Here is a 21,419-nt window from a genome sequence, read left to right on the forward strand (position 1 = left end):
CTGTGCGACATGAGTTTTTAGGCTCTCAGGAACCTGTGGAGAAAATGGAGATGGCAGATGCAGCTGCGCCGCACCTTCATGGCCAACACCGGCGCGGAGCGCCGTTGCGAACTCGCGACGACGTAATCGAAGATATAACCCCCTGCCCTCGAGTTCGATGGGTCGGAGCACAAGGAAAAAATCCCTAGAGCCGCATAAACAAAGGCTCTCCGGGAAGCTGAGCCCCATTCTCGCGGGCTGAAAATATAACCCCCTCCCGCCTAGAATTGTCGACAACGGAACACAATCCCATATAAATCAACGGGATAGCGGGTAAATATTATTACCCCCCCTTAGAAATTCTCCTGACTAGCGAGCGTCTGGGGTTCGAATTACCCTTATCGGCCCGATATTAGAAGGGGCCCCCCGCTGCTTCACGAGCGGCTTCACCGCTTACCTTCCACCTACACCGTTTCACCACCGCCGCACACCAGGCAAGCCCTGGTACGTCCGCCCGTGTCGTCCATCACGCTTGACCGTAAGCGACGGGGCGACATTCGAATCCCCGTCAGCAGTGGCAAAATTCGTGCATATGTGCTTACGCTACGATCCTCAGCTCGTGGCGTGTGCAGTCGTCTGCATGGACTCTACTGACGATATGCGTATCAAACATCTGCTTAATTCATAACCAATAAATCCTAATCAAACAGGAAAGGTGTCCAATAAATGGGTAAAGACAAAACAGGAACAATTTTTGGCCGTTGGAAATTGATAGAAAAAATTGGTGAAGGTGGAAATGGTGAAGTTTGGACCGTCACTGAAAACGGCCTAGAGTATTTTGCGCTGAAGTTACTATCGCGCGGCGGCATCGATGAACCGTACCAGCGATTCTGCCGCGAAATAGAAACTTTGAAGAGACTTGAGGACTTCAGCGGGATCGTGCCGCTACTGGATAGTCTTATTCCCGAAGATCCTAAGAAGTGCCGACCGTGGTATGTGATGCCTCTTGCCAAGCAATATGAAGAGGCAGTAATTGACAGGTCGATGGCTCAAATTACTGTGGACTTCCAGTTCTTGGCATCAACGCTTGCTCGCTTGCATAAGCTTGGCATATATCATCGCGACATTAAACCCGCCAATTTCTTGATTCTAGAAGATACGGTATGTCTTTCGGATTTCGGATTAGTCAAACTTCTCGAGGCTGAGGGCCTTACTCCAAAACGCAGAGACGTCGGAGCAAAATTTACCATCGCGCCGGAAATGAGAAGAACTGCATCCGAGGCAGATGCTGCTCCAGCAGACATCTACTCTCTAGCAAAGTCGTTATGGATAGTCCTCACTCGGCAGGCTCTCGGTTTTGAGGGCCAATACGACCGTAACTCAACTACGGTGGGCCTCTCCAACTACATACGAACCGATCTGTACCTTACGCCGCTCGAAGATCTTCTAGAAGCAGCAACCGACCACGATCCGGCGAAAAGGCCGTCTGCTGACGAGTTCTCGTATCGACTGGCCGAATGGACTCGGATCAATGCGAGTTTTGATAATAAAAATAGCCTTCAGTGGAGTGAGGTCGCCGAAAGACTCTTTCCTTTAGGTCAACCTTCTAGGGCCGAGTGGGCGGACAGGGCTCACATTTGCACAGTTTTAAAGCTTGCGTCTAAGGCACGGGCCCTGAATCATATGTTCTATCCAACCGGGGGGGGCATGACACTGTTAGACGCTGACATTGCCCCAGAGCACGGAATGATCCAACTTCGCATCGGCGAAAACATGTTCAACCTCTGCGCACCCCTACGGTTGGTTTTTGAACCGTACCCGGATAAGCCAGAGTGGAGCTACTTTAGACTTGAGCTTAAGACAGTTTCTTCCATTTCAGCCCCCAATAATTCATTTGAGAATACGAGCGAAGAGCTTACAGAAATTGAACCTGGACGCTATGTTTCTATAAATAGCTGGTTCGAAAACGAGCACAATGGCTGCACACTTCCTGATACTGCGCGTCGGGTCGACAGGTATTCTGGGGGCAGCATAGTTTTATTTAGTACCACGTCGCCTTATAACCGAGACCCGCGCACTTACGACGCAAGACACAACCGCTTCAACACAGACGAATTTCGAGCCTATATTCATAGACAGGCCGAACTAGTGGATAAAGAGAGTCCGTAGGCAGCATCCGCAGTCCGTCCGTTCTCGATATATGGAGCCGACGTAATGCGATGACGACTGCCACGAACATGTACTCGTGTCAACCATTCCGACTCGCCTTGAGTTCACGCATCCGTTCCAGAGCGGCAAAATATGGGGGATCTCGCACATCGGGGGGGACTAACGGGTCCGATATGCCTTGCATAGCGGCAAGTATGTGAGAATGGACACCGACATCCCAAGCATCGACTACATCAAGATTTCTCAACTCGATGGCATGTTGTAGATCCTCCCTCGTGATCGACACTCCCGGACGGGACGCCTGGAATTCGCATGGCACTATGAGAACGGCAGTCGTCCGAGCGTATCCCTCAAGAATCAGATCCAAGTTCTTCGACGTGTCAGGATGCATGTCATGCATCCTATGCACCATCAAGAACCGCTGTGCCGGCCGCGTCTGCCTCCCCACATAACGCTCACCTATACCGATGGCAATACGATAGTCGAGCGGGCTATCTCGATTTATGCCCCGAATAATTGTCAGACCGATCCACCCTTCTTTGTCCCTTCCGCCGACCCTTTTTCTCCACCCGCGAAAGATCTTTCGACCAGCGTCGATATTCGTGAATGCAAGCATTAACAACGGAGGGGCGCCGAGAATTCCGAGCGTCCCCGAACCGACGCCGCGCCATCGGGCCTTATCCCAAAGAGGCATGTTGATGGGGGACATCACTTGAAGTTCTTTGTGCTTGATCGCGTCCGCTCCAAACAATTCCTTCGGCGGCTCGCCCAATTCCATATTTAGCTTTTCATCCGTTGGAGAAAACGTGGGATGAGGTGACCCCACTGCCGGGCTCCACGTCGATTCTCGGATCATTTCATACTCAACTAGCATCGGGTCCCCAACCCAGTCCTCAGCGCGATACTTAGGAGAATCTCCAAAAAGATTGGTCAGCGGAATAATAGATGTAGCGACTTGATAGGCGCGGTCCTGCGCCCGATGCTTCGAGAACATTTCTTCGAGCGCATCTTTCTGTCTCTCCAGTTGCATTTCATAGGTGAGATGCGCAAAAAGGAGCATCATGGCTTCAGAGAAGCCGTTGTCCAACAACTGAGCCGGCGCCAGAACCGGATGTTTCACGATTAGACGAGTCTCACCACAATCGTCTTCGGAAATCTCGATTTGGAAAGGAGGTTTAGCTACTTCTGCCTGCATCACTTCGATGTGCAACTCCGATCGAGGCGACACCAAGCCTGGACTCTGAATTGCAGTGGAGTAGAACGACTCGAAGAAGCCGAGAAAGCTCTCAGCGAGCATCGCTGATAATGCTGGCCCTCGTACTGAAATGCTTAAATGACAGCCAAGTAACACAGTTTTGTAGATGGCGGTTCCGATGTGCCAAATGGGCTCGAGCGGTAGATCTTCAGCGGCCGACGTATGTACCCAACTGCTGTAGAACTCCTGCAAGTCGGCGTCAGCCGTTTGATATTCACGTTTAACGAGTTCCTCTTGACCTAGCATGAATAGTGCCGCACTGCGAGAAAGTTCCAACCCGTGATGTGAAAGAACATCAGGCAGTCTGACTAGATGGTGCCAATCCGCCTTCGAAGTACGTAATAAGATTATCCCAAGTACGGTATCGATCGCCTGGAGCTCGCTCTCAAACTCTTGTCTTTTTTCTTCTTTGATACTCAGTGCCGCATGGATAGCGGGAATCAAACTCAGCCAGGCAAGCACATAAGGGACGCGGCCTAATTGCATTTCCACCCATATAAGTTTTTTGACTATAGGCAGTGCCCGTTTGTCTGCAGCTCCTAGTTTGAAGTGAGTGTATAGACAGCGATCAAGAGCGCCAACTAGTGTGCCGCGAGCCGCGTATAGAAGACCAGCCGACTCAAACGCGAGGCCAGTTCCGACCGTCGCGGCAATGAACTCATCCCTCGTTTCTTCTTGGGCTAACAAGAACTGGGCCTTCGCCAAGTTATTAATTGCGTCATAGGGCTTCTGTAAATCCAGTTTCCTCATCCCCCGTTGCAAATGCAGCTCGCCCGCCGATCTTGCCCCGTTCCTAGCCTGTTCCAATTCGATAATTGCTTCCATCAACTCATCTAGCGAAGGAGAGTCGGCAATAACTTCGGAAATATTCCGAGCGAAGCGAACCAAAGTGTCGACGGGGAATTCGAGGAGTCGACGTACCTCTGACAGATTCTGCCGCATGCCCCGTAGGGTGGAGCTAGGGTCCGCACCAGATTGCCCTACTGCAACAAACTCCATAAATAGCAGCAACGTGCGAGCCCACAAGGAGCTAGTTGCTCGTGATCGATCCGAGGCGTGTCGGTCGAGAGCTTGACGTAATGCTAAGGTTCCGCTCTGATCAAACAGAGGAGAACTTTGAAGCGCCAGCCATAGATTCACCAGCGGCTCAATATCCCAGACCCAGTCCGATGGCAGAACTTGGGCCGCGAGGTTTTCGTATATCCGTGTAGCGTATGTCGCATCGTCGTACCACCAAATAGCCGTCCAGGCTTGCTGGTACCAAATGCGATTGACCTGGCGCAAACTGCCGGCCTCCCGCGCAAGACGCTCTGCCCGCAGGAATCGTCCGTCAACTTCAACGCGAGATCTTTCTAACCCCCGCGAAAGAAGCGCCGCCTGTAAAGCCTCTTCTACTACCTCAAGTGTTGCACCTGTCTGGGCGGCGGCTTCAATGCGGATATCCAGCTCGTCCAACTCCCGCATTCTGGCAACGTCCAGTGGCCCATGTTTGACGGCAAGCCTAGTGGACAGCTCGAACTGCAACGTTTCAGATACGATGTCCCATCGTTTATGCGTCACAACCCTGTCCACAATCCAAGTACGATCCATGATACGCACCTCTATACCGTACTTATCCTTGAGCGCTTCTTGCGTCTCAGCGCGATCTTTGTCGCGAACCGCTTGATTGGTGATGAAGTAAACTAGAGAGTATGGACGGGCTGTCGCGACGATCTTAGCGACGTCGGAATCCAACTTGGGTTTCCACTTGGCCTTAGCGCTAACTGCGAACGCCCACCGTTCTAATCCTGTCGCTTCGGGGAGCCCCTCGTACCAGAGATTGGCAATTGCTCGTGCTACGGGGTACGTCTCCGTGTCCACCTTGCTATCGCCTCCTCCTGTAGGCCCCGTTTGGGGCAAGAGATTAGGGCATAGTTCGCGCTCCGCGAGCACACGAGCGAAATTTTCGAAGGGCGTTTCTTCTTTGCGACTCGTTAGAGAAGCCAGATGGAATTCGAACTGCCGTCGGTCCATCTCGCTGACCTCGACTTGCACAGTATCGGAGTAGAGCTCAGGTCTGCGCGCACGCATGAAATCGCGATACGATCGCGGATAGATTTTGCCCTTCAAAGTGCTCTCCTCGCAAAGTTGACAGTGCGCATCGCCCCGTGGCTCGGAATTGTTGGTTAAATTCTAAGCGAGATCAAGGAATGGACTTCGGCGGCGTATTTTGAATACGGCGCCGTTTTGTCGGTATGACGGCCGAAAAATTGACAGTCCTTGCCAGCAATGAGTGAGTAACAGAGTACGCCTATAGATCAAGGACAACCGCGAGACACCGCGCATTGAGTGTCCTCTTCCTATAGGCGCACAGTTCTAAGCCCAGACTCCCGCCGGAGTCGCCAGCGGGATTCTCTATTTGCTTGGCTAGGCGTTGAGCCCCAGAATCGCTCTGGGATTGGCGTCCGCTCGACGCATAACCGCATCGCCAAGTGCCTCCAGTCGCTCGAACTCCGCCTCCTCGGCCAATTCCAGCGTAAAGAGCTGCGCGGCAAGTCTGGTCAAATCCGCCCCCTTGTCGGCTACCTGGCGGCCCTCTACGCTACCCTTTGCCGCCTTGATAAGCATTGCGCGGAATTCTTGCCGGTGCGTAGCCACAAGCAGCGATAAGGCCAGATCAGGGACGAGTCCAATGCGCTCATCCAACCCCCTCCATATCCCGCCCCCAGGGTTCTTGCTCTCATAGGCCAGTTCATGGGCGATATCGGTGAAATTGCGGCTGGACCGTTGCTCCATCCCATCTAACCAGCTGTCCACCTTGGCACCGATACCCACGTCGTCCAGCGCGGCACGCTTTACCTCTCCAATCTCGGTTTGAAGAGCGTAAATCTCCGCGCGAATCTTGTTCAGCTTTTGCGACATGACCGCTTACCTCCAACCCATGGTTTCAAAAAGTTCAGCTTGATTATTCCCGCCGCCCAGTTCGTCCGCCAGGGCTTTCAAGACTCCTTCGCCAATAGTGGTGGCCACTCGATAGGGCTCCGTCAACCGCTCCTTTTCGACGTTCAACTGCTCCAGCAATAATTTGGCAGCGCCTATGCGTCTATCCAGAATGGTGACTTCGTCACGTCCGCCTTTGGCACCAGATGCGACGATATAAGCCTTTTCGCCCTCAAGGCGCTTGATCTCATTGTGTGCGCCAAGGAACTGCTCGGACGCGGCTTGCATGGCCAAATGCATCGCCCGACGTTGACTAACAATCCGGCTAACCTTGTTGATCAGTTCCGGGGTCAGCTTCTGCATGAAGTCGGCGTGATAATCCAACCTCGTCTTCTCCGGTGTGTTCACCGTTTCCATTGCCTTACTCCTTAAATTTGCCCAAGAGGGCATATCGCCGCCTGAAAAGTGACTTTGCACCGCTGGCGGCGTCGATTGCGTGCGCCACGCCTGCTCGGTTGCAATGAATCGGACTCGGCGTCTCGCACGGAAAGTGGTTTCCTTTGAGGGCCAGTCGATTAATGCGGCAAGCAGAATTCCGCTTGAGGGCACATAGCGCCCCCATCGGCAGGGCATATGCGTAAGGGGTGGGTACTCCCGTATGCGGGCGGCAAGTCGTCACGCACGGAGCAATAGCCTCTCGCCGCCCCCGGTCGCCGTAGATGGATGCAGCGCTGGCAGTTGCTGCCCTCAAGGGCCAGCATGATTTCCTGCTTGTTGCTGCGGATGTAATGGCGCAGCTCGTCGGTCAAGCGCTCCGAAGGCGACACCACCACCCTATCCGGCCACCGAATTTCCACATGGACACCGGCCTTGAACAGCGGCACAAGAACATCGGAGGTCATCAAAATGCCTCCTCGCCTGCACCGGCCGGTTTGCCTAAGGTGCTCAAGGTTTCCCTAAGATGCTCACTGTTTTCTATGAGCACCTTAGGGGAATCGGTGAGCACCTTAGCGTCTTGGCCCTGCCGACCCAGGCGCCAGAACCAGGCCCCTTTAGCCCCGATCCCGTCACCGGCTCGATACGCCTCGGCGCCGATGGACTTTTGCGCGCGACGAATCGTTGCCCAAGCAAAGCCTGCTCCATCCGCATCGGCCTTTACCTGTTTGGAAGGCACTGGACCGTCCGCCAGCAACCCTCGCAGGAACTCGGCAGCGTCGTCTTGCTCACTGCTTTCTTCTGTCTGCGGGGCTTCGATTGCCCCGAGAATGTCCCTGGCCGTTCCTTCTATTCGATCTCCCCACACAACGCGCGTTGTTTCTATTCCACTTTCGAGCGTGCAAGGCTCGATGTGATACAGCACGCCCCCGTCGTCCACGGAAATATTGCTTTTCGCCCTGGCCAGCACCCGAGCTTCGCTATCCTCTTCCTTAGCCGCAACGATCACAGTACGCGCCAGAGCACCGAAAGCTTGCGATCCAATCACGCGCTCCTGCGGTGAAGATCCTGCCGAGCCTTTGGAGAAGTGGGTAATCCCTACGACCGCGCAGTCCTGCCCCACCGCGAAATCTACGACGGCTTGCAGGCCTCGTCGCACGTCGTTAGCCCTATGCATGTCTCCCGCCACGGCGCTGACGATAGGGTCAATCAATAGCAGCGAAGCTCCTCCGATGGCAGAGACAGCAGCGGTCAGCGTCGGGATGTCCCGGGCCGGATCAAACGGCAGCAGTTCACCCGTAATGGAATCGGTCACACCTTGGACGAAGTACACATTACGCACATCGGCTCCGCAGGCCATCAAGCGCGGCTTAAGCGTGTCGGCGGGATCATCCTCACTGGACCAAACCAGCACGTTGCCGGACCCAGCGCACAACAGACCATCAGGCCAGCGCCCCCCGGTCGTAACCGTCGCAGCTAGGCCCAGGGCTAAGGTCGTCTTTCCCGTGCCGGCAGCTCCCGCCAGAATAATGAGCTTGCCCTTTGCCAGCCAGCCAGGCCACAGCCAATGAATCGGCCGTTCCTCGATATCGACGGCCCGTACGAGCGAGACGCCGCCCGCCACACTCGTGCTGGTTCGCTCCTCCGCTCCAGTTGCCTGAATAGCGTGATGAACATGCGCCGTTACGGAATCGCGTCCAACCAAGCGGGCCATGTCGTTGAAGTCGGAAGGTGCCTTGCCGTCGATCAGCGCCCCTTCATTGAATGAAGGCAAAACAGCCACTCCGCCAACCGCACTGGCAGCGGCTTTCGCTGCTCGTTGCCCCGTCTCCGATTCGTCCAAATCGCCGCAAATCACTATGCGAACGCTCGGCATCTTGGCCCGTAAGGCTGTAGCCACGATGCCCAAATTTCCAGCGTTAAACGCCACGGCCACGGGGTAGCCCGTGGCGTCATGCAAACTCGCCCCCGTCGCGTATCCCTCGACAACTAGCAATAAATCTTTGGGGCGTCCACCGAAGGCGTAATAGCAACCGCGCATCTTGCCGTGCGTCTTGAACCGCTTGCGGCCCTGAGCATCGACGAATTGCAAACTCCAAAGCTTGCCCGCCGAGTCTCGCAGCGGAATCAGCAGGGTTCGCTTGTCATGGAATTCACGGAGCCCCAGAGGTTTTACGCCCTTCGAGACGCAATAGGGATTGTCTGCCAACGCATCCCGAGCCTTCTCCCATATGGTGGCGCAAGCATCTGCCGCGGCTTGATGCTCGCTGGCGAGTTCGGCCGCTGCGGCAAGGCGAGCGGCTTTCACTCGCTCTTGATGAGCACGCCGTTCGTCTTCGGAAAACTGGCGCTCTGCCTTGGCGCACCACGTCTCTTGTAGGTCGGTCGCCCAGTCGCCAAACGCCCCAGCCGCAAGGCCATCGCCATGCAGCACATACCAGCCGCTCTTCTTTCCCGGTTTGGCGGTGTCAAAGCGATGCAGCTTACCGTCGGCCAGGATTTCCTTGGGCGCGAGGCCAGCGGCCTTCAGCGCCCCCGCGAATTGGTCCTCGATGAGTTGAGACACGGTCATCGCTCGGCCTCCGGCACATAGTGCTTTTGTGCCCACATGCTCAAGTGCCCAGCGTCATCAAGCAGAGCGTGTGCTGCAACCTGGATAAGTCCTAAGAGATTGTCAGTGTCATACCCAGAAAGCACTTCGGGCCCGTCATCCAAATCATTGTTGACCTGGTTCCATCGCAACAAGCCGACCAGGCTTTCAATTCCGGCCATTGCCGCCGCACATTTATCCGCGTACGCGATGAAAGGCATAGCTCCGGTTCGACGTGCGTGTTCAGTGACCGAGTCAGCGAAACGCGAATGACGAGTTTCAATGTGATTCGACGAAATCATTGCTTTTCTCCTCCCTGCGCGGGGACTAGGAGGACAAAAGGCAGCTCGAATAACTGATCAGCCAGCGTGCGGGCTTGCCCCGCCAGCATTCGGACAATGTAGGCAGTCGGGATAGGATCATCCGCTTTGTCGTCAGGCAGTGCCGCGCTCAAGACGTCGAGCGTGCAAGCAATATCGAATGCGCGATTGGTGAACACCATCATGTCGATCGACGGCATCGCGGTAACAGAAGCGGCCTTCATACCTGACCTCCTTTCACCATGTCGCGAATCTCGGCGGCCAGGTCACTTACGAGCCAAAGGATGTTGTCGCGGTCGTACTCGAACAGATCATTGAACGATTCGCGCCCCCGTCCGTACAAAAGCACTGTCAGGCTTGCCAGTTGGGCGCAGCGCCCTTCAAGGTCGACGGGATTGATGCGGACAGGAGCCAGCAAACGGGGCTTAGTCATGACGCGCCCCCGCGAACAATTGCGCGATCCCTTCGGCAAAGCCTTGGTCAAACGCAAACTTGATTTCAGGGATTGCTGTTGACCATTCAAGCGAAGCGACGAAGACAGCACGGTGCTGGTCGCGGAACTGGGCCAGCGAAAGCTCGTGCTGGGCCAGCCAAGCGGCTACGCCGGCACGGCCTGCACTAAGGGCAGATTGATGGAAAGCAGGGGAAAAGGTTTGCTCAGGACGAGCGGATGCGTTAGCCACGGATAGCTCCTATCGAATTGGTAGAAGCCCGCGTCTCATCGCCAAATGAGGTGGGCGGGCAGAAAGCAGGGTTGGCGAACCGGCTCGATAGGACACCGGCAGGGCGTAAGCCCTCCCCACAATCGCCCGCCCAAAGAAGGCGCGCAAGAGCGTACAGACGTAAAAATACCGCCAAGGGGCGGTGCGTCCGCCTATCGATAGTCTGGTCGCCAAACCAGGTCGCGTTTGTTTCCGCAACAGTTTCAGTATGCCCGAGGGATGGGAAGCGCGCAAGCATAGAACCTCTCCTACCGAGGCTCTGAGCGACTGGCCGCAATGCGCCTGGCGATCCATTCATCCACCTCACTTTCAAGCCACGCAACCGCCCTCTTTCCGATCTTGATTGGCTTAGGAAACGTAGGATCGGTGTAGATAGTGGTTCTGCTTCTGAGCGTCCGCTTGCGAACCTCTGGCAGCCGTAGCAAGGTCGTTTTCGACATAGCCCCCTCCTAGGGACGAAAAAAAGCCCGCCTAAGCGGGCTCAAGCCCCCATGAAAGGGGCATGTATGCATGGAATCGATTTAAGACCCGGGACCCTCGCCTCTTCGAGCATCGAGGTAATCCGCCCAGGCCTGCATCATTTCGGCGCGAGGTTGAAGATATAGCGCGTGGTTATAGGCGGCGCTCACGGAGTTACGGGACTGGTGCGCGAGCTGCAACTCGATGTGTTCGTGAGGCCAACCTTGCTCATGCAGGATGGTTGACGCGACCCCACGGAAGCCATGTCCCGTCATGCGCCCCCCATACCCCATGCTACTCAACGCAGAACGCAATGCTCCCCGACCTAACGGAGCGCCGTCGGCATTACGTCCGGGAAAGACAATACGCCCTGCGGGATGTAGAGTCCGAAGCGTTTCGAAGGCCTCAACGGCCTGTCTCGATAGCGGAACTATGTGTGGTGAATCCATTTTCATTCGTTCAGCTGGAATGTGCCATCTACCACCTGCCAAGTCTATTTCGTGCCATTCAGCGTCGAGCAGCTCCCCGGTACGCACAAAGGTCAAGCTCAAAAGGCGAAGGGCGAGACGAACTACATCGCCCCCCGGATAGAAATGCATGGCACGAAGTAGTGCGGGCAAATCTCTTGCGTCTACGCGAGCGTGGTTCGTTCGCTTGTGCGCTCGTAATACATCTCCCGCTTGCAGCTCTCCAACAGGGTTTCGGTCGATCATGTCATGGGCGACGGCGTATCGCAGGATCTGACTGCATACCTGTAAAACCTCACGAGCCACGGTAACCGCTCCCCTCGCCTCGATTCTCTTTGCCAGGTCACGGAACGCCGCAGGCGTGAGATCCACCAAGCGACGTTTCCCAATGCGGGGCAATATGTCATCGTCCAGGTAGCGGCGGATGGACTTGATCCGCGATTTGGAGCGGGACGGACTCCAATGAATGAACCATTGCTTCGACAGCGTCTGGAAATCTACGCCTTCGGACGCCACCTGCTGAGTACCCTTCCTCCTCTCCATCGGATCAATCCCAGAAGCAAGCAGCAAACGGGCGTCTCTATGTCGCTCCCGCGCTTGCGCCAGGGTGACGATGGGATAAACACCGAAGGCCATCAGCTTTTCTTTGCCCTGATACCTATATTTCCAGCGCCAATAGCGCGAGCCGCTGGGCCGAACGAGCAAGTACAGCCCATGTCCATCGGCAAGCTTCCGCCCCCTTCCTTCGCACTTTGCGTGGCGCAATGCCGTATCTGTGAGCTTCACGTCTCTTCACTCCTATTCGTAGACGATGCAGCGCGACGCCCCCAAGGATGTACCCCAATTTGTACCCCCTGGAATATCTTGCTTCTACAGAATGCTGCGGAACGTCTATGTACGTTCTTGAACAGCACTATGCTCGTCAAATCAATTGGTTAGCTGGTCGCGTCGGTCTAGCCGGAACGCACCGGAACCAGCCCGAACAAACGGTACCTGTTGTCTTCTACGAGCATCCCTAGTCCTCATGATCGTCGTCCGCTTCGATATCCTCCAAGGACAGAGCCGCAACGGCATTGCGCGCCTTGGCTATTTCTCGTCGCAGGATCGTCAGATCCGCATCCGTCAGATTGGGCAACCGGCGTTTCAGGATTGCCGGGATGGCGTCTAGAGTGGCGGCGACCTTCGTGCCAGCGCGCACCAACACATCCTCCAGCACGCTGACCGGGGCAAGCTCGCCGCGCGTGACAGCGTTTTCCATTTCCACCTTGTCAGCCTGAGCCGCATTCAGTCGTGCCTTTTCTGCCGCCGGATCAAGACCGGGCGCGCCAGGACCTTGGTTGCGCCCGGCTGCGGTGTCCCGCAGGTTCCCGCAATAGGCCAGCAGCCAGTTTCCGAGCGTATCGCCCGCGGTCATCACCCCGCGCATCAGCAAGCCGCTGATCACGGGCTGCGTGACACCAACCAATTGCGCGAAGCGCGCCTGCGTTGTCTTCTTGTCCGGATCGATCATCTTGCTGTCGCCAAGGCGGCGTCCCATGCCGTTGAAAACTCGGCATCAAATCGCTCGCCATAGACCTCGGAGGCCGTCTCGTAGAACGGCAAGCGCGGTGTGTACGTTGGCTGGTCGATAGCCAACAGGACCGGCTTTACATCCGCTCCGTGCGTGCCAGTCTTTCGCCAAACACCAGCCGGCAAATGCTGGCGGCGATTGCCGCTCATGGCCCCCTTGCCGCGGGAAATGAAATACTGCACGCCGTTGATCTTGCGATAGCCCTCTTTCGAGGTCGACACCTGCGCAATGCGTGCGCGGGATTTAGCACTCGCGTTCGCACGATAGCCCTGCTCCCCGAAGGCCTCGAAGTACGACAGCAGGCGGACAATCTGACCGCGCGACATATTCCCGAAGGCGTCGAGTTCAGCGCCGGCCGCCGGCATGAGGAAGCTGCCGGCCGGCAGCCCAGATCGTTGCAAGGCCCGCTCCGAGCGCTTGTGACGGCGCCCGCCTCCCAGCACCTGCGGCGAGAGATACCTGTCGGCCCCGATTCCTTTCGCCGTGGCGTCGCGGTAATCGATCCTGGCCGACAGGTTCTCTTTTGTCGCGCGGCTGACCCGCAGCGCGTTGAGCGTGTACGGCGTGGGCCTATCAAAGACCTGGCGACTCTTCTCCACCAGTGCCTCGCGAACCGCTTGAGCCGTTTTGTTGAGCGCCACCGCAGTCGCAAATGGCAATTGCCGCTTCGCCGCGGCGTAGTAGTCCGCGCCAGCGCGGAGCGTGGACGTGAACTTCAACATGGCGACGCCTCAGATATAACCCCCCTCCCCAGAGAAGGAAGGGGTTCGATTACGGGCCAGCAGTGGCTAACCCGTTGTTTTTATTGAGTCTTGAGCCGAAATTATTATTACCCCCCCTAGCGCACCTCATAACTAGCGAGCGTGTGGGGTTCGAATTACCCTTACCGCACGGATTTCTCCAGGGGCCCCCGGGGGTTTTCGCCGCGCTTCCGCCGTCCTTACGATGCCTCTATTGCCCCATTGGCTTGGCATTCGCCGCACCAATCGCACCCACGGCAAGTGCTCCATCCACAGGCCGTGGCGCGCATCCTGTGCCCGGTGACCTAAGCGGTCGAACCGCCAATGTACGGCGCCCCTCCCGGAAATACACAACCCGCAGATTGACCGCCTTCTGGATCTAGCGCACAGTTCAAAGCTCGAGGCGATGGAGGCGGCGTTTCGAGAATTGGGCTGCCGCCTGGACATTTCTGTCATCTAAATGGAGGTGGAATATGCGCGTACTTATCGTTGACGACGACTCAGACACCGCCGAACTGACTGCCGAATGCTTGATGGTGGATGGTGACGTTACCGTCCAGATCGCCAGCAACGGAGACGCCGCCCTGCGCGCGGTTGCCGACTTCGCACCGGATACGATTTTGCTAGATGTCGAGCTTCGGGACGGTTGCGGGCTTGACTTGGCTATTGACCTAAAGGTCTTAAGCCGCGGATGTGCCCGCATTGTCATCTTCAGCGGTACCGTGACTAGATCCGCCGTAGGATCTTTGCCACCAGGCGTAGACGCCTGGCTTGCAAAACCTGCGCACCTTGAGGAAATTCAAGCGTGTATTACGGGGAAGCCAGATTCCATCTAAAGGCGCATCGGTCATCTTCTATAGCTGCAATGCAAAAGCCCCGAACGGAACTCCGTATCGGGGCTTCGTTGTATGAGAAGCGGGTAGAGAAGACCAATTCCTCGCTGCGCTATAGGCTTGGCCGAATCAACCGAGGGCTTTTGACTCGCGCCGATATACACTCGGCCGATAGACTCCGGTCATCAGGCCGATCAGGAGGCCAGAAGGCAGACGCAGGGCTTAAGTCGCGGATCCCTCATCGCTACGAATTGGAGTCAGAGCACATGGGCCACGCCGCCGCTCGCACAACAAAATTTCTGGTGGAGTTGGTTGGAGATCTGGAGACGGTAAACGGCATATGTTCCAGGTGCCCAAAAGGCATTTCCCTTGAAGAGAATTTCGTGGGCTGGAAGAAGACCTCAAACCCGCTGATCCAAGTGTTTTTTGTTGCGGATCAAGACTTGGGAGCGGATACGGCGGCGTTACTGTTCGCCCTGGCCTTAGAAGACCTGCCTGCGCGAGGCGGCACCTCTTTGTGGGTGCTGGTAACCGTGGGCATCGACGTCGAATTGCCAGCCATTGAAGACCATTTCCGTCGTACCGCTGAGTGCAAGTGGGTAGACATTCGGTACTCAACGGCGCCCGGCCCCGTCATCCATGTCAAAACCACAAATATCACCGCACTTTTAAAAGGCGCGGTAGCGGCCAGCCGCGAGGCTGACCAATAAGCGCTCGCAGTCAGGTATGCGCCTGCGACGGCAGCGAGAAACGCAAAGCCCGATCTATCCTGCCCCGATGGGCTCCTTGTTAAGAACGACTGGGGAATACATCCGGGGCCTAATGCCGGGTGGGCGGTTCGACGATAAAGTGCCGTCGATTGCGACCGCCCAACTCAGCCGCAGCCAGCCAACGTGGCATGACGCCTCGCCCTGTCCATGTTTGACCCGTCTCAGGATCTCGGTACTTCGGCGCCACTCGAGATCGCCCATCCAAACGCGGCGCCGGAGCATCCGAAGATGTTGGCGAAAGTGGCAAATATGCGGCCGTTATTTCATCCGGCATTATTCGGGACTGACGCATCAAATGAACAATCTCGCGGACAGCCAACGCTTTGCTCTTCGCACGTAGAGCGTATATACGATGCTCCAACTGACCGATTTCGGCAGACAGTCCTTTCAGTGAATCTCTTTGCTTCATGGCGGCTCCCTCCGACCGGCTTAAGCACTTTATTCCTAGCCGAATTCTGTAGGGAGCCAGGGGTTACCCTTGTTGCGGCCCCGCGACCGAGAAAATGATAGGAAAACCCTTGATGCCGCCCGTTGTGACTATGGATGTGGGCTAAAGTTGTATTGACCGACAGGATGGATAGTGTCCCAATCGAGGCGCTGAACTCGGAAAGCCAGTCCATTGGAGTCGCGCCATGCAAACGATCTACACAAAGCGTCCTACAGTGTTGATTGCGGTAAGCCCAGACGGCACCACCTTTGTTATCGAGCGTCGATGCCGATCGCTCCCCTGCGATGATGGCGAGCAGGCGTTCTTCTATTGCTGCTTGCAGGACGGAAGCGCCGTATCCTGGATGGGCGAGAACTACTACCAGTTAGCGGACGGTACAACGCTACTCGCGGTTGCATGCCGCCTGACAACGCCCGGGGACAGCAATCTGGAGCGGGCTGCGGGAATCGAACCCGCGTGAGCGGCTTGGAAGGCCGCAGCCTGACCACTCGGCCAAGCCCGCAGATTGCGCGGCTGGGATTCGAACCCAGGAACTCCCCAGTATTGGGTGCGCGCCCGACTGAAGAGCCTATAGCGGCATCACCCTTCGTCCAGACCTTTCGGCATCTCGGGCACCGCGCAAAAACGCAAAAGCCCGCTGCTTTCGCTGGCGGGCTTTCTATGTACGCACTTTTTCAAAGTGACTAAACAGGGAGAATTTTAGCAGAGAAAATTCAACCTCGCAAGATCTCAATCACAAAGGCCCTTTGCAGACAGCAGATCTGCCGCATGCTCCATCGCCAGCGCTTCGACGCCCTTCTGGCCCGCGCTGCGTTCGCCACCTTTCTGCTTCGTGGTCCGCGTGCCATACAGCCAAAGCTTGATCTTCCCGTTGTGGTTGGTTGCAGTCGCGGCGCTGACGCCCGCCCGTTCGGCGGCATCTGACAGCTTCACATCCTTGCCAAAGTAGCGCGCCACAATCGCGTCACGCAGCACACGCGGTGTCGGATGCGCCGACAAAGCATCACACGCAGCAGCGTCTGAGATTTCGCGCACCGCCGCGAGCCAATCATGCCGATCAACGGTGCCTTGGCAGCATTTGCAGCGATCCGTTCGGGGCGCAAAGCGCGCAACCAGGATGGCGCGGTACAGGCGGGGCAGCGGATCCAGCGCCCCGAAGACAAAGGCGGCCTGCCCTGCTCCGTCAGTGCCACCCAAGCCCTTGCCCTCTGACGGTGACTGCGCCATGCGCGCCATCATGGGTTTGTCATACACCTGGTCGGTGTGGTTATAGGCGAAGGTCAGCGCCGCATGAGCGGTGGCAAACAGTCGGCTGGGTTTCGCCTCTACGACCGGGGTCGAAGCCAGGCGGGAAAGGGTCAAGGTGGTCATCAGTAAATCCCCGGAGAAAAAGTCACTTTCGCGGGCAGCATTTCCCGCATCCATTGCATTGCTACATCCCAGCCCATCGTGACGGTGTGCCGCCCCCGCACGGGAAAAATCTTCGGGTTCACGTCGTGGGCGTCAACTATGACCGATTCGCCACGCGCCCCCGTTTGCCTGTAGATCAGCACCGGTACGCCCTGTTCGCCGGCCTGCTGTTGCGCTTGGCGCCACCATGCGGGCAGGCACAGCGTGTTGGCGTGCTTGCATTCGATGCTGATACGGGCGAAGGCCGGATCGTCCGCAACCACGTCGCTATCGCCCACCGCGTTGCGCACCCGCCGCCGCCACACCCTGCCGGTTGCCTCGGTCAGCATGTTGGCAACCTTGCGCTCATACGATGCGCCCTTATTGCGTGCCATTGCTCCACTCATGCCGCTTTCCTCCGTTTGGCGAACTGTCGCCTTACCTCTTGTTCCAAGTACTTTTGGGCTTCGATACCGCGCTTCCTGCCAACCAGATTCAGATAGGGAACCCGACGGTCGAACGGAAGGGATAGGACATGGCGGGCCTCACAGTGCAGGCGCCATGACTCGCTGCTGGTTTTGCTCGCGCTGTTCGTCATATGGCTCTACTCATCCATCAGGCTGTAGCGCACGCCCTTGACAGCAGGCCGATTCCCGAATGCTTGGCCCTGGGCCAGGCTCTGGAACTTCGTCCGCTCTCCGATGTATTGCAGCCCGACCGTTCCACGGTCCACCTGGCGGCCAGCGCCAATGATGATTTCCGCAACACCACGATCCGGACTGTCGGCGTTGTAGACCTCATCCCGATACACGAACAGGATTGCGTCACAGTCCTGCTCAATCGCCCCCGAATCCCGAAGGTCAGACGGCATCGGGCGCTTATTGGGGCGTTTCTCAAGATCGCGATTCAGTTGCGACAGCAGGACAATCCCAATGTCCAATTCCATCGCCAGCGCTTTCAGGCCGCGCGTGATCCCCTCGATTTCCGCGTTGCGGTTCGGCCCTTCGCCGCGCATCAGTTGCAGGTAGTCGATCACCAGAAGGTTCAGACCATGTTTGCGCTTGATCTGCCGGGCCTTCAGGCGCACGTCCATCAGGCTCAAATTGCCCTGGTCTTCCAGCCACAGGCCCAGGGATTCGATGTGCTTGCACGCTGCCGTCAGCCCCTCGTAGTCGGACTGCAACATCAGCTTGGGTTGCAGTAGGCGAGGGATCGGCACGCCCCCGAGAATCGCCACATTGCGAGTGTGCAATTGCCGCTTGGGCATTTCCATCGACAGCACCAGCACATTCCCGCCATTGGCAACATGCAGGCCGATGTTGAGCGCGAGCGCCGTTTTTCCCATCTTCGGCCGACCGGCAATCACAATCAGGTCGCCGCCGCGAATGCCGCCAGCCAGCTTTGCGTCCAAGTCCGGATAGCCGGTAGACATGACGCCGGCAGTTTCGTCGTCGGCGTGCAATTCCAGATATTCCACAAAGTTGATCAGGTCATCGCCCGCCCGAACCGGCTCAGACTGGCGGGTTGCGCCTTCCGCCAACTTTTCCAGGCCAGCTTGGGTTTGGTCGATCAACGCCGCTGCACCAATGGCCCCTGAAGCGCGCACGGCGTCGATGGTGTCGTGTGCAAGCTCCAGCAAGCCCCGCTGTTGCGCACGGTCCCGAACCGTCGTCGCGTACTGGGCAATGTTGGCAGCGCTCGGGGTATTGGCAACGATGTCGCTCAGGTACTCCAGCCCGCCCGCGTCAGCGCCCTTAGCCCGGATGCGGTCTGCCAGGGTGATGACGTCCGCCCCCACGCCCTGCCCGATCATCGCCAGGATCTCGCCGTACATCACGCGGTGATCCGCCCGATAGAAATGCTCTACCCGCAGGTCGCCCAGCCTGTCGATGGCGTTGTTGTCGATCAACAAGCCGCCTATGACGCCCTGCTCGGAGTCGGTCGCCTGGGGAACAAGCACGTCGTTCATTGCTCCGCCCCCTTGACGACGTTCTCAGCCTGGACACCCTTGGTGGTCAAGGCAAACGCGCCGGTGGCCTTGTCGGCAAACCAGATGCCGTACCAGTTGCCCTGCGCGCAGTTCAGGAACGCCCGCCGCCAGTCCGTGTACCGCTTGCCCTCGGCCGTTCCGCCCGGAAGGTGCCGCCGCTTGAACTCGGCCCAGCACAGGTTCACGAACTCCGCAGGCAGCTTTGCTTGTTCGCAGTAGTCCAGCACCGGCTGGTAATCACCGATGACCTTCTCGCCGTTGGCTTGGCAGGCATCGACGAACGTCTTGAACGAAACCGCGTCCTTTTTTCGTCCACGACCCGAAGCCCCCTCTGGGGGTCTGGGGGATTCTTTTAATGACGGTTCTTCTTTAGGTTCTATGACGGTTCTGGGTGCGGCATTCGCACCTCTGAGGTGCGAATCCTGCGGGGATGGGGGTGCGGCAGTTGCGGGGGTGCGAGATTCGCGGGGGTGCGATTCTTGCGGGGGTGCGGAATCTGCGGGGGTGCGAATTTCGCGGGGGTGCGAATCCTGCGGGGGTGCGAATTTCGCGGGGGTGATCGTGTACACCGTGGACCGACCTGTCCGCCTGGAGACGCTGATAGCGCCATACTTGATCAGCCACTTGATGGCGTCCTGGACGGTCCGCTCACCAGCGCAGGTGCGCATCACGATGTAGGCGACGGAGGGCCAGCACACGCCCTCATCGTTCGCGTTATCCGCCATGCTCATCAATACAGCCTTCTGAGCTGGCGTTTTGGTCTGTAGCGGCCAGCAGGCCGACATTACGATGGTGCTCATAGGGTCGATGCCCCTCCATACAAATTCTGATAGCCGGCTTCGGCTTCAGCGGGCCATTTACCCAAGTCCATGATTCGCTGGCGCGTAAGACGCAAGCCAGGGATGAAATAGCTCAGCTTCAGCGCTGCCGCTGCCCGTGATTGATCAATGAACCAGTGGCACGGCCCGCAGCCAAAGGCGATGCACCAGTCATGCGCTTTGATTCCCTTGCCTTTGCCATCACGCAAGCGGTTCGAGTGGCAGGCAACCGTTGTCTCTTTGTCGTTCTGGCAATACCCAGGAACGCGCAGGAGACATTCCTCGCCTTCAGCAAGATCAAGCAGCGCCTGGTTGCGATAGATCGTTTTGGGAGGCTTCTTGCCCTTCTTGCGCGCCTTCATGGCGACACGGGGCGGCGGCATGGGGGTGGTCCGAATGGGCGCAGCACGCATCATCGGCGTGCTGCGCTTCATGGGGGTCTTGTTCTTCAGGGGCGTGCGGCGCATCAACGACATTCCGCCCCCGATGCAGCCTTGACCCGCCACCAGTACGGAAACTTCCAGCCATTTGTGTGGCGCTTGACCAGGCCGGCCTGGGTCGCATCGAACAGGAACGACTCAACCGCGCGGGCCGCAGCAACAGCGCGCGACGTGCTGGGCCACGGGTCCACCGGCACCAGAGCTGGCTGAACGATTTCCTGTAGCGCCTTGATATCGACGCGGCGCGGAGTGTCGATGATGGCCTGTTTGACGGCTTCTACCGTCTCGGGCGGCACGCGGTAGCCACGGAACATGTGCAGGCAGTCAGTCATAGACGCCGCTCCAGTCCACAAAGGGCTTGCGCACGGCCTCATGGAAGAGCGTGGCCGCTTTGGCGTTGTGATCCAACTCGGCGCGGCTTGTGATACCGCACGCATCGCGGACGAACTGTGCTGCGTGCTGCTGGGCTGAAACGCCCTCGGGGGCGGCGCCAACGCGGGAAACAACCCACCGCTGAAACTTCGCGCCGTTGCACATCATTGCAGCCGCGCGCGACAGCGCCGCCCCCTTACGCTCCGTGGACGCGATGCGCGCCCGCACGGGTACACCAGAAGTTCCACGCTGCATCATTGGTCGGCCATCCCGCTGAGCCTGCGCGCAACGCCGGCAACCGCTTCCATGAGCGCACGGCCAGCAGCATTCACACGCAGCATTTCTTGCTGATCAACGCCCCCATCGGCCAGGGCGTCGTACACCTCCTGACCAAACGTGCCATGAGCGACCATCAGCGCCGCTACCTGCTCCAACACGGAGACATCGCTTTCGGCGCAGTTCTCCGGAGCCTTGACCAGCAGATAGCCGTTGCTGTGCGCGAACGCGGCCAAGATGCGGGCGTCACCCGTCATCCGCACAACCCGGTCGGCCTCTGCCAACGTCAGGTGGTGCGTGGTGTTGTTCGGGTTGACCTTGTTGCGCAGCACCGCGGCCGATATGCCAACCAGCGGACCCAGCGACTCGCTGCCGCCCTTGTATTCATGCACCGTCAGATCGGCCGCAGTGGTGATGTTCATTTCTTCGATTCCTGAACGTATCTATTGCTAAGCAGC

The 21,419-nt window shown here is 57.6% G+C and carries 26 protein-coding genes and 1 tRNA gene; 4 read left to right on the top strand and 23 right to left on the bottom strand.

The annotated features are described in order from the left end of the window. Positions 1–705 precede the first annotated feature (705 nt). A complete protein-coding gene (locus CVS48_RS24435) occupies positions 706–2,148 on the top strand; it encodes a serine/threonine protein kinase (protein WP_100856703.1) in 1,443 nt (480 codons plus the stop codon). A 79-nt stretch (positions 2,149–2,227) separates the two neighbouring features. Here CVS48_RS24435 and CVS48_RS24440 read toward each other — a convergent pair whose 3' ends face one another. The 12 genes from CVS48_RS24440 to CVS48_RS24500 all read right to left on the bottom strand — a co-directional run bounded on the left by CVS48_RS24440 (position 2,228) and on the right by CVS48_RS24500 (position 13,607). Beyond that, entirely contained in the window at positions 2,228–5,512 is a 3,285-nt protein-coding gene (locus tag CVS48_RS24440; RefSeq protein WP_100856704.1) for a hypothetical protein, read from the bottom strand. 297 nt (positions 5,513–5,809) lie between these two features. Beyond that, the gene (locus CVS48_RS24445; RefSeq protein WP_100856705.1) at positions 5,810–6,304 is read right to left on the bottom strand and encodes a hypothetical protein; all 495 of its coding nucleotides are present in this window, start codon (positions 6,302–6,304) and stop codon (positions 5,810–5,812) included. 6 nt (positions 6,305–6,310) lie between these two features. Beyond that, positions 6,311–6,739, bottom strand: a complete 429-nt coding sequence (locus CVS48_RS24450; RefSeq protein ID WP_100856706.1) for a hypothetical protein — start codon at positions 6,737–6,739, stop codon at positions 6,311–6,313. A 484-nt stretch (positions 6,740–7,223) separates the two neighbouring features. Then, on the bottom strand, positions 7,224–9,329 hold the full coding sequence (locus CVS48_RS29425; RefSeq protein ID WP_111886302.1) for an AAA family ATPase: 2,106 nt from the start codon (positions 9,327–9,329) through the stop codon (positions 7,224–7,226). Continuing rightward, entirely contained in the window at positions 9,326–9,649 is a 324-nt protein-coding gene (locus CVS48_RS24465) for a hypothetical protein (protein ID WP_100856708.1), read from the bottom strand. The genes CVS48_RS29425 and CVS48_RS24465 overlap by 4 nt, the downstream gene beginning before the upstream one ends. Beyond that, positions 9,646–9,891, bottom strand: a complete 246-nt coding sequence (locus CVS48_RS24470; RefSeq protein WP_100856709.1) for a hypothetical protein — start codon at positions 9,889–9,891, stop codon at positions 9,646–9,648. Before CVS48_RS24470 ends, CVS48_RS24465 begins: the two co-directional genes overlap by 4 nt. Further along, on the bottom strand, positions 9,888–10,100 hold the full coding sequence (locus CVS48_RS24475) for a hypothetical protein (RefSeq protein WP_100856710.1): 213 nt from the start codon (positions 10,098–10,100) through the stop codon (positions 9,888–9,890). The genes CVS48_RS24470 and CVS48_RS24475 overlap by 4 nt, the downstream gene beginning before the upstream one ends. Then, positions 10,093–10,350: a hypothetical protein gene (locus CVS48_RS29290; protein WP_111886298.1), complete on the bottom strand. Its 258-nt coding sequence runs from the start codon at positions 10,348–10,350 to the stop codon at positions 10,093–10,095. Before CVS48_RS29290 ends, CVS48_RS24475 begins: the two co-directional genes overlap by 8 nt. Before the next feature lie 287 nt (positions 10,351–10,637). Then, positions 10,638–10,829: a helix-turn-helix transcriptional regulator gene (locus tag CVS48_RS24485; RefSeq protein ID WP_100856712.1), complete on the bottom strand. Its 192-nt coding sequence runs from the start codon at positions 10,827–10,829 to the stop codon at positions 10,638–10,640. 81 nt (positions 10,830–10,910) lie between these two features. Next, a complete protein-coding gene (locus CVS48_RS24490; RefSeq protein ID WP_100856713.1) occupies positions 10,911–12,101 on the bottom strand; it encodes a tyrosine-type recombinase/integrase in 1,191 nt (396 codons plus the stop codon). A gap of 229 nt (positions 12,102–12,330) precedes the next feature. Then, positions 12,331–12,825: a terminase small subunit gene (locus CVS48_RS24495; RefSeq protein WP_100857844.1), complete on the bottom strand. Its 495-nt coding sequence runs from the start codon at positions 12,823–12,825 to the stop codon at positions 12,331–12,333. Further along, complete coding sequence (locus tag CVS48_RS24500; protein WP_100856714.1) at positions 12,822–13,607, bottom strand: hypothetical protein; 786 nt, start codon at positions 13,605–13,607, stop codon at positions 12,822–12,824. Before CVS48_RS24500 ends, CVS48_RS24495 begins: the two co-directional genes overlap by 4 nt. Before the next feature lie 491 nt (positions 13,608–14,098). On the opposite strand from CVS48_RS24500, the gene CVS48_RS24510 reads away from it, so the two are divergent. Both CVS48_RS24510 and CVS48_RS24515 read left to right on the top strand, forming a co-directional pair. Further along, the gene (locus CVS48_RS24510) at positions 14,099–14,461 is read left to right on the top strand and encodes a response regulator (protein ID WP_100856715.1); all 363 of its coding nucleotides are present in this window, start codon (positions 14,099–14,101) and stop codon (positions 14,459–14,461) included. 263 nt (positions 14,462–14,724) lie between these two features. Next, complete coding sequence (locus tag CVS48_RS24515; RefSeq protein WP_100856716.1) at positions 14,725–15,168, top strand: hypothetical protein; 444 nt, start codon at positions 14,725–14,727, stop codon at positions 15,166–15,168. Positions 15,169–15,277: 109 nt separating this feature from the next. On the opposite strand, the gene CVS48_RS29895 is transcribed toward CVS48_RS24515, so the two are convergent. Next, positions 15,278–15,637, bottom strand: a complete 360-nt coding sequence (locus CVS48_RS29895; RefSeq protein ID WP_100856717.1) for an H-NS histone family protein — start codon at positions 15,635–15,637, stop codon at positions 15,278–15,280. A gap of 223 nt (positions 15,638–15,860) precedes the next feature. On the opposite strand from CVS48_RS29895, the gene CVS48_RS24525 reads away from it, so the two are divergent. Continuing rightward, positions 15,861–16,136 carry a hypothetical protein gene (locus CVS48_RS24525; RefSeq protein WP_100856718.1) on the top strand — a complete coding sequence of 92 codons (276 nt, stop codon included), beginning with the start codon at positions 15,861–15,863 and terminating at the stop codon, positions 16,134–16,136. On the opposite strand, the gene CVS48_RS24530 is transcribed toward CVS48_RS24525, so the two are convergent. The 10 genes from CVS48_RS24530 to CVS48_RS24570 all read right to left on the bottom strand — a co-directional run bounded on the left by CVS48_RS24530 (position 16,105) and on the right by CVS48_RS24570 (position 21,383). Beyond that, positions 16,105–16,178: transfer RNA gene (locus CVS48_RS24530), tRNA-Gly, on the bottom strand. The two genes, CVS48_RS24525 and CVS48_RS24530, sit on opposite strands and share 32 nt — an antisense overlap. A gap of 227 nt (positions 16,179–16,405) precedes the next feature. Continuing rightward, positions 16,406–17,047, bottom strand: a complete 642-nt coding sequence (locus CVS48_RS24535; RefSeq protein ID WP_100856719.1) for a hypothetical protein — start codon at positions 17,045–17,047, stop codon at positions 16,406–16,408. After that, positions 17,047–17,460, bottom strand: coding sequence for a putative PDDEXK endonuclease (locus tag CVS48_RS24540; protein WP_100856720.1), 414 nt, complete (start codon positions 17,458–17,460; stop codon positions 17,047–17,049). Before CVS48_RS24540 ends, CVS48_RS24535 begins: the two co-directional genes overlap by 1 nt. An 8-nt stretch (positions 17,461–17,468) precedes the next feature. After that, entirely contained in the window at positions 17,469–17,663 is a 195-nt protein-coding gene (locus CVS48_RS29900) for a DUF7696 family protein (protein WP_419191427.1), read from the bottom strand. A gap of 6 nt (positions 17,664–17,669) precedes the next feature. Continuing rightward, positions 17,670–19,034 carry a replicative DNA helicase gene (locus CVS48_RS24545; protein WP_100856721.1) on the bottom strand — a complete coding sequence of 455 codons (1,365 nt, stop codon included), beginning with the start codon at positions 19,032–19,034 and terminating at the stop codon, positions 17,670–17,672. Next, the gene (locus tag CVS48_RS24550; protein WP_100856722.1) at positions 19,031–19,855 is read right to left on the bottom strand and encodes a helix-turn-helix domain-containing protein; all 825 of its coding nucleotides are present in this window, start codon (positions 19,853–19,855) and stop codon (positions 19,031–19,033) included. The genes CVS48_RS24545 and CVS48_RS24550 overlap by 4 nt, the downstream gene beginning before the upstream one ends. Beyond that, positions 19,852–20,340: a nuclease domain-containing protein gene (locus CVS48_RS24555; protein ID WP_242001174.1), complete on the bottom strand. Its 489-nt coding sequence runs from the start codon at positions 20,338–20,340 to the stop codon at positions 19,852–19,854. Before CVS48_RS24555 ends, CVS48_RS24550 begins: the two co-directional genes overlap by 4 nt. Beyond that, positions 20,340–20,645, bottom strand: coding sequence for a hypothetical protein (locus CVS48_RS24560; protein WP_100856724.1), 306 nt, complete (start codon positions 20,643–20,645; stop codon positions 20,340–20,342). The genes CVS48_RS24555 and CVS48_RS24560 overlap by 1 nt, the downstream gene beginning before the upstream one ends. Further along, on the bottom strand, positions 20,638–20,913 hold the full coding sequence (locus CVS48_RS24565; RefSeq protein ID WP_111886297.1) for a hypothetical protein: 276 nt from the start codon (positions 20,911–20,913) through the stop codon (positions 20,638–20,640). The genes CVS48_RS24560 and CVS48_RS24565 overlap by 8 nt, the downstream gene beginning before the upstream one ends. A gap of 26 nt (positions 20,914–20,939) precedes the next feature. Then, positions 20,940–21,383, bottom strand: a complete 444-nt coding sequence (locus CVS48_RS24570; RefSeq protein ID WP_050449885.1) for a phage regulatory CII family protein — start codon at positions 21,381–21,383, stop codon at positions 20,940–20,942. Positions 21,384–21,419: the final 36 nt, after the last annotated feature.

Source organism: Achromobacter spanius (assembly GCF_002812705.1).
In the GTDB taxonomy this organism is placed as follows: Bacteria; Pseudomonadota; Gammaproteobacteria; order Burkholderiales; family Burkholderiaceae_B; genus Achromobacter; species Achromobacter spanius.

Bases quoted from the DNA above. Each gene is read 5' to 3' on its own strand.
- CVS48_RS24555 (WP_242001174.1), bottom strand. From the start codon at position 20,340: ATGCGCCGCACGCCCCTGAAGAACAAGACCCCCATGAAGCGCAGCACG.
- CVS48_RS24470 (WP_100856709.1), bottom strand. From the start codon at position 9,891: ATGAAGGCCGCTTCTGTTACCGCGATGCCGTCGATCGACATGATGGTG.
- CVS48_RS24465 (WP_100856708.1), bottom strand. From the start codon at position 9,649: ATGATTTCGTCGAATCACATTGAAACTCGTCATTCGCGTTTCGCTGAC.
- CVS48_RS24495 (WP_100857844.1), bottom strand. From the start codon at position 12,825: ATGATCGATCCGGACAAGAAGACAACGCAGGCGCGCTTCGCGCAATTG.
- CVS48_RS24445 (WP_100856705.1), bottom strand. From the start codon at position 6,304: ATGTCGCAAAAGCTGAACAAGATTCGCGCGGAGATTTACGCTCTTCAA.
- CVS48_RS29425 (WP_111886302.1), bottom strand. From the start codon at position 9,329: ATGACCGTGTCTCAACTCATCGAGGACCAATTCGCGGGGGCGCTGAAG.
- CVS48_RS24550 (WP_100856722.1), bottom strand. From the start codon at position 19,855: ATGAGCACCATCGTAATGTCGGCCTGCTGGCCGCTACAGACCAAAACG.
- CVS48_RS29895 (WP_100856717.1), bottom strand. From the start codon at position 15,637: ATGAAGCAAAGAGATTCACTGAAAGGACTGTCTGCCGAAATCGGTCAG.
- CVS48_RS24535 (WP_100856719.1), bottom strand. From the start codon at position 17,047: ATGACCACCTTGACCCTTTCCCGCCTGGCTTCGACCCCGGTCGTAGAG.
- CVS48_RS24570 (WP_050449885.1), bottom strand. From the start codon at position 21,383: ATGAACATCACCACTGCGGCCGATCTGACGGTGCATGAATACAAGGGC.
- CVS48_RS29900 (WP_419191427.1), bottom strand. From the start codon at position 17,663: ATGACGAACAGCGCGAGCAAAACCAGCAGCGAGTCATGGCGCCTGCAC.
- CVS48_RS24545 (WP_100856721.1), bottom strand. From the start codon at position 19,034: ATGAACGACGTGCTTGTTCCCCAGGCGACCGACTCCGAGCAGGGCGTC.
- CVS48_RS24435 (WP_100856703.1), top strand. From the start codon at position 706: ATGGGTAAAGACAAAACAGGAACAATTTTTGGCCGTTGGAAATTGATA.
- CVS48_RS24450 (WP_100856706.1), bottom strand. From the start codon at position 6,739: ATGGAAACGGTGAACACACCGGAGAAGACGAGGTTGGATTATCACGCC.
- CVS48_RS24510 (WP_100856715.1), top strand. From the start codon at position 14,099: ATGCGCGTACTTATCGTTGACGACGACTCAGACACCGCCGAACTGACT.
- CVS48_RS24475 (WP_100856710.1), bottom strand. From the start codon at position 10,100: ATGACTAAGCCCCGTTTGCTGGCTCCTGTCCGCATCAATCCCGTCGAC.
- CVS48_RS24560 (WP_100856724.1), bottom strand. From the start codon at position 20,645: ATGACTGACTGCCTGCACATGTTCCGTGGCTACCGCGTGCCGCCCGAG.
- CVS48_RS24540 (WP_100856720.1), bottom strand. From the start codon at position 17,460: ATGGCACGCAATAAGGGCGCATCGTATGAGCGCAAGGTTGCCAACATG.
- CVS48_RS24515 (WP_100856716.1), top strand. From the start codon at position 14,725: ATGGGCCACGCCGCCGCTCGCACAACAAAATTTCTGGTGGAGTTGGTT.
- CVS48_RS24500 (WP_100856714.1), bottom strand. From the start codon at position 13,607: ATGTTGAAGTTCACGTCCACGCTCCGCGCTGGCGCGGACTACTACGCC.
- CVS48_RS24485 (WP_100856712.1), bottom strand. From the start codon at position 10,829: ATGTCGAAAACGACCTTGCTACGGCTGCCAGAGGTTCGCAAGCGGACG.
- CVS48_RS24525 (WP_100856718.1), top strand. From the start codon at position 15,861: ATGCAAACGATCTACACAAAGCGTCCTACAGTGTTGATTGCGGTAAGC.